This is a genomic window from Pseudonocardia pini (assembly GCF_013870575.1).
GTDB lineage: Bacteria > Actinomycetota > Actinomycetes > Mycobacteriales > Pseudonocardiaceae > Pseudonocardia > Pseudonocardia pini.
In genome coordinates, this window is sequence record NZ_JACBXB010000360.1 from 1 (window position 1) to 5,440 (window position 5,440).

Below are 5,440 nucleotides of genomic sequence, written 5' to 3' on the forward strand. Positions count from 1 at the left end.
CGGCGAGCGCCGCGACGAGCGCGAGCAGCGCTCTCACGCGGTCTCCTCCAGGAGCTCGGTGGCCCGGCGGATCAGCCGGCGTTCGTCCGCGTAGGCCAGCCGGGACTCGAGCTCGCCGAGCGGGACCCAGGCGACCTCGGCGACCTCGACGTCGTCGTCGCACAGGTCGCCGCCGAGGGCCCGCATGAGGAAGTGGTGCACGGTCTTGTGCACGCGGCGGTCCTCGGCGACGAACCAGAAGTCGATCGTGCCCAGGGGTGCGACCACCCGCCCGATGATGCCGGTCTCCTCCTCGACCTCGCGCACCGCCGCCTGTTCCGCAGTCTCACCGGCCTCGATGTGCCCCTTCGGCAGGGACCAGAGCAGCCTGCCGCGCCGGTCGAGCCTGCCGATCACGGCGGCCCGACCGTGCTCGGGGTCGACGACGAGCCCGCCCGCGGACGTCTCGTCGACGGTCCGCAGGCGGCGGCGCCGGTCCGCAGGACGTCCCGCGCGGCGCCCACCCGAGCGGCCGCGGGAGGAGGACATGTGGCGATGGTAACGAGGGTGGGCCGCCACGGCGGGGTTGTGCGGGACGCGCGTGCGTCACGTGCCGTTCGCCCGGGTGTCGGATACCTGGCGCGGCCCCCGGGACCGACGCCTACACTGGCCCGCCGTGTCTTCCCCGCTCGTGATCTCCGGTACCGCTGTGGCGGCGGCGCCGGAACAGGCAGTGCCGAAATCCGACGCGCTCCGGCGCGCCCAGGAGAATGCCCTCGTGGAGCTGCTCGCCATCCCAGCCGTCGCCGCGGAGCTCGGTGAACGGTTCCGCGCCGCCGGGCACGCGCTCTACCTGGTCGGTGGCAGCGTGCGGGACGCGCTGCTCGGACGGGGGCAGACGGACCTCGACTTCACCACCGACGCCCGCCCGGAGCGCATCCTCGAGCTCGTCGCGGGCTGGGCCGAGGCGACCTGGGACACCGGCATCGAGTTCGGCACCGTCGGCGTGCGCCGCGGGGACGACACGCTGGAGATCACGACCTTCCGCGCGGACACCTACGACCGCAGGTCGCGCAACCCCGTCGTGCGCTTCGGCGACACGCTCGAGGGCGATCTCGTGCGGCGGGACTTCACGGTGAACGCGATGGCGGTCGAGGTGCACACCGCACCCGGTGAGCGCCGCTTCGTCGACCCGTACGGCGGGCTGGCCGCGCTGGCGGCGGGCACCCTGGACACCCCGGCCACCCCGGAGGAGTCCTTCGCGGACGACCCGCTGCGGATGCTGCGCGCGGCCCGGTTCGTGTCCCAGCTCGGGTTCACACCCGCCCCCCGGGTGGTCGACGCGATGACGGCCATGTCCGGCGAGCTGACCCGGATCACCCGCGAGCGGGTGCAGGCCGAGTTCTCCAAGCTGATGCTGGGCGCGCACCCGCGCCGCGCGATCGAGCTGCTGGTGGACACCGGGCTCGCCGAGCACCTGGTGCCCGAGGTGCCCGCGATGCGGCTCGCGATCGACGAGCACATGCAGCACAAGGACGTCTACACGCACTCCCTCGTCGTCATGGAGCAGGCGATCGACCTGGAGGCCGAGCCGGACCTGGTGCTCCGGCTGGCGGCGCTGCTGCACGACGTCGGCAAGCCGCCGACCCGGCGCAAGGAGTCCGACGGGCGGGTCAGCTTCCACCACCACGAGGTGGTCGGGGCGAAGATGGTGCGCAAGCGGCTGCGCGAGCTGCGGTACCCGAAGCACGTGGTCGACGAGGTCGCCCAGCTCGTCTACCTGCACCTGCGGTTCCACGGGTACGGCAAGGGCGAGTGGACGGACTCCGCCGTGCGCCGGTACGTCACGGACGCGGGGCCGCTGCTCGACCGGCTGCACAAGCTCGTCCGCTCGGACTGCACCACCCGCAACCGGCGACGGGCTGCGGCGCTGCAGCGCTCGTACGACTCGCTCGAGGAGCGGATCGGCGAGCTGCGCAAGCAGGAGGAGCTCGACGCGATCCGCCCCGACCTCGACGGCAACGCGATCATGCAGATCCTCGACATCCCGCCGGGTCCGCAGGTCGGGAAGGCGTACAAGCACCTGCTGTCCGTCCGGATGGAGCAGGGCCCGCTCACGCACGAGCAGGCGGAGCGGGAGCTGCGGGCCTGGGCGGCCGAGAACCTCTGAGGCGCTGCACGATCGCGCGTTCCGAGCGGCCCACGTGATCGCACGTTTCGTGCTCTCAGCGCTGCGTGATCGCGAGTTGGGTGCGCTCAGCGTTGTCGTAGGCGCGTTGGGCGCACGCAGTTCGCGATCATGAGCGGGTGTCGCGCGGCGGCCCACGTGGATCGCACGTTTCGTGCTCTCAGCGCTGCGTGATCGCGAGTTGGGTGCCCTCAGCGTCGTCGTAGGCGCGTTGGGCGCACGCAGTTCGCGATCATGAGCGGGCGATCGCGCGGCGGCGGAGCTCCAGGTCGTGGCCCACCAGACCGAGGACGTAGACGACGGCGGCGGCGCCCAGCAGCCACGGGGAGTTCCCGTCGGGCGGGCTGAGCAGCGCCGCGGCCCCGACGGCGAGCACGTAGCAGGTGTTGAACAAGGCGTCGTAGAGCGCGAACACCCGGCCGCGGGTCTCGTCCGCGGTCTCCTCCTGGATCGCGGCGTCGGCGCAGAGCTTCACCACCTGCCCCGCCGTGCTGAGCATGAAGGCGCAGGCCAGCACCGTCGGCAAGGTGGTGAAGCAGGCGACGGTCACCTGCGTCACCGCGCCGACCACCAGCCCGAGCCGGATCGTGCGGGCCCGCCCGAGCCGGTGGGTCAGCCAGGGCGCGAGCAGCGCGGCGAGCCCCAGACCCGCCCCCGCCGCCACGACCACCTGCCCGACGCCCGCCAGCCCCGCCTTCAGCGGCCCCATGTCCTCGAACGCGTACCGGAACAGCAGCAGCGACAGCAGCGTGCTCATCCCGAACGCCAGCCGGTGCGCACCGACCGCGCAGAAGGCCGCACTGACCGTCGGCACCCGGAGGACCGCGCGGGCCCCGTCGGCCCATCCGTGGGCGACAGCCGACACGCCGGACCGCTCCTCGGTCCCGTCCGGGCCCAGCGCCCGGCGGGCGAACCCGGCCGCCACCGCCGCGGCGACCACCGAGCCGACCACGGCGAGCGCCGCCGTCAGACCGGAGCCGGCGTTCCCGGCCCCGACGAGCTCGCGCACGCCGATCGCCGTCGCGCCGCCGATCGCGGCGGAGGCGGCCCCGGCGGTGGCGGCCACGACGTTCGCCTCGACGAGGTTCCGCGGCTCGACGACGTGGGGCAACGCGGCGGACAGCCCCGCCCCCACGAACCGGCTCACCCCGATCACGGCGAGCGCGCCGAGGTAGAGCAACGGCCCGTCCACCCCACCCGCGACGGCCGCCGCGGTGAGCAGGATCAGCACCCCGCGCAGCAGGTTCGCGACGAGCAGCACCCGGCGCCGGTCCCAGCGGTCCAGCAGCGCCCCCGCGAACGGCCCGATGATCGAGTACGGCAGCAGCATCACCGCGAGCCCCGCGGCGACCGCGAGCGGGTTCGCCTGGCGCTCCGGGTTGAACAACACGGCACCGCCGAGGGCGGCCTGGAAGAACCCGTCGCCCCACTGCGCCGGGATCCGCGAGAACAGCAGCCTCCGGAAGCCACGCCCGCGCAGGAGTGCTCGAACCCCGACCTTCGTGGCCTCGCCCGCCTGCGCGGCGAGGGTGAGAGCCGGTTCGGGGCGGGACACGGGTGGAGCGTACGTCCCCCGACCGGGGTGCGAACATGGGCGCGTGAGGGACGAGCGCCCCGGCCGGCAGGCCGCCACCCCGGTCGGCCCCGGCACCCTTCTGGTCGCCGCGACGGGCCTCACCGACCCCAACTTCAGCCGGACGGTGGTGTACCTGGTCGAGCACCGCAGGCACGGGAGCCTGGGGGTGGTCCTCAACAGGCCGTCGGAGGCGTCGGTCGGCGAGGTGCTGCCGAAGTGGTCGGCGTTGGCGGCCGGGCCGGGCAGCGTGTTCGTCGGCGGGCCGGTCGACGGCACCACCGCCCTCTGCCTGGCGATCCTCAAGCCGGGAGAGCGGCCGGACGGGCTCACCGGAGTCGTCGGGGTGAACGGGCCGGTGGTGCTCGTCGACCTGGACAGCGACCCCGGCGCGCTCGCGTCGCGGGTTCGCGGGGTGCGGGTGTTCGCGGGCTACTCCGGCTGGGACGCGGGCCAGCTCGACGGCGAGATCGCCCGCGGGGACTGGTTCGTCGTCCCCGGCCTGCCCGACGACGTCACCACCGCCCGGCACGTCGACCTCTGGGGCCGGGTCCTCCGCAGGCAGGGACCACCGTTGGCGCTGCTCGCGACCTTCCCCGTGGAGATGGGGCTCAACTAGACGTCCGTCTTACACGGACGTCCCTGCGTAGCGTGGGCCGATGCGACCCACCCCCGTCACGCCCGGACCCGGCCAGGAGTCGGTCTGGGACTACCCGCGCCCGCCGCGCCTCGAGGTGGTCGACCGCCGGGCCGTCGTGCGGCACGGGGGCGCGGTCGTCGTCGACACCACGGACGTCGTGCGGGTCCTGGAGACCAGCCATCCCCCGACGTACTACCTGCCGCGGCGGGCGTTCACCGACGGCGTCCTGCGGCCGGTGGACCGGACCACGGTGTGCGAGTGGAAGGGCGAGGCCCGCTACGTCGACGTCGTGGTGCCCGGCGTCCCGCCGCTCGTCTCCGTCGGCTGGTGGTACCCGCGGCCGGACCGCCGGTACCCCGAGCTCGAGGACCGGGTCGCGCTCTACGCCGCCCCGTTCGATGCGATCACCCTCGACGACGAGCCGGTCATCCCGCAGCCCGGCGGCTTCTACGGCGGCTGGGTGACGGCCGAGCTCGTCGGGCCGTTCAAGGGCGTGCCGGGGAGCTGGGGATGGTGAGGGTCGGGAGCCCGCTCGAGGGGTGACGCCGAGCCGCGGCCGGAGGATGCTGGTGACGCGCGACCCGAGTGTCTTCTCGCGTGCTCGTACCGGGGTCGACGCGGGGACCCGGTGAACGTTCGTGGTCGCCGACCCGGACTGGAGGTCGTCGTGTCTGCACCGCTCGCCCGCGTCGTCGCCGCCGGGGCGCTCGTCGTCGCTCTGCTCGGGGCCTGCGCGGTGCCTGTGGCGGGCACGGCTCGCCCCGAACCGACCCCGACCCTCGACGGCGCCCGGCTGGAGCAGGAGGTCCGCGACTACCTCCGCAGCGATCCCGCGACCGCGCCGCTCGCCGCGGCGAGCGTGGAGTGCCCGATGGGAGCCGTCGCCGATCCGCGGACCGTGCTGTTCTGTCAGATCGTGGGGGCGGGTCGGGTACGGTCGGTCCCGGTGACGGTGCTGAGCGAGGACGGCGACTACCGGATCGGCCAGCCTTTCTGACGTACGTCTTAGACGAACGTACGAATCAGACCTGACCAGGCCTGCAGCCCGCGACGAGATCGC

General features: G+C 73.9%; 6 protein-coding genes. 4 read left to right on the forward strand and 2 right to left on the reverse strand.

Annotated features, from left to right (window positions below; translation table 11 throughout):
* Nucleotides 1–33: 33 nt before the first annotated feature.
* Entirely contained in the window at nt 34–528 is a 495-nt protein-coding gene (locus tag H5J29_RS19405) for an NUDIX hydrolase (protein WP_181782469.1), read from the reverse strand.
* A gap of 160 nt (nt 529–688) precedes the next feature.
* Here H5J29_RS19405 and H5J29_RS19410 point away from each other — a divergent pair, with 160 nt between their 5' ends.
* The gene (locus H5J29_RS19410) at nt 689–2,149 is read left to right on the forward strand and encodes a CCA tRNA nucleotidyltransferase (RefSeq protein WP_181782474.1); all 1,461 of its coding nucleotides are present in this window, start codon (nt 689–691) and stop codon (nt 2,147–2,149) included.
* A gap of 250 nt (nt 2,150–2,399) precedes the next feature.
* Here H5J29_RS19410 and H5J29_RS19415 read toward each other — a convergent pair whose 3' ends face one another.
* Nucleotides 2,400–3,722, reverse strand: coding sequence for an MFS transporter (locus tag H5J29_RS19415; protein WP_181782470.1), 1,323 nt, complete (start codon nt 3,720–3,722; stop codon nt 2,400–2,402).
* A 43-nt stretch (nt 3,723–3,765) separates the two neighbouring features.
* On the opposite strand from H5J29_RS19415, the gene H5J29_RS19420 reads away from it, so the two are divergent.
* The 3 genes from H5J29_RS19420 (at nt 3,766) to H5J29_RS19430 (ending at nt 5,377) form a co-directional block, all read left to right on the forward strand.
* On the forward strand, nt 3,766–4,359 hold the full coding sequence (locus H5J29_RS19420; protein ID WP_181782471.1) for a YqgE/AlgH family protein: 594 nt from the start codon (nt 3,766–3,768) through the stop codon (nt 4,357–4,359).
* A 40-nt stretch (nt 4,360–4,399) separates the two neighbouring features.
* Entirely contained in the window at nt 4,400–4,897 is a 498-nt protein-coding gene (locus H5J29_RS19425) for a DUF427 domain-containing protein (RefSeq protein ID WP_181782472.1), read from the forward strand.
* 150 nt (nt 4,898–5,047) lie between these two features.
* Nucleotides 5,048–5,377, forward strand: a complete 330-nt coding sequence (locus H5J29_RS19430) for a DUF4333 domain-containing protein (RefSeq protein WP_181782473.1) — start codon at nt 5,048–5,050, stop codon at nt 5,375–5,377.
* The last annotated feature ends 63 nt before the right edge of the window (nt 5,378–5,440 follow it).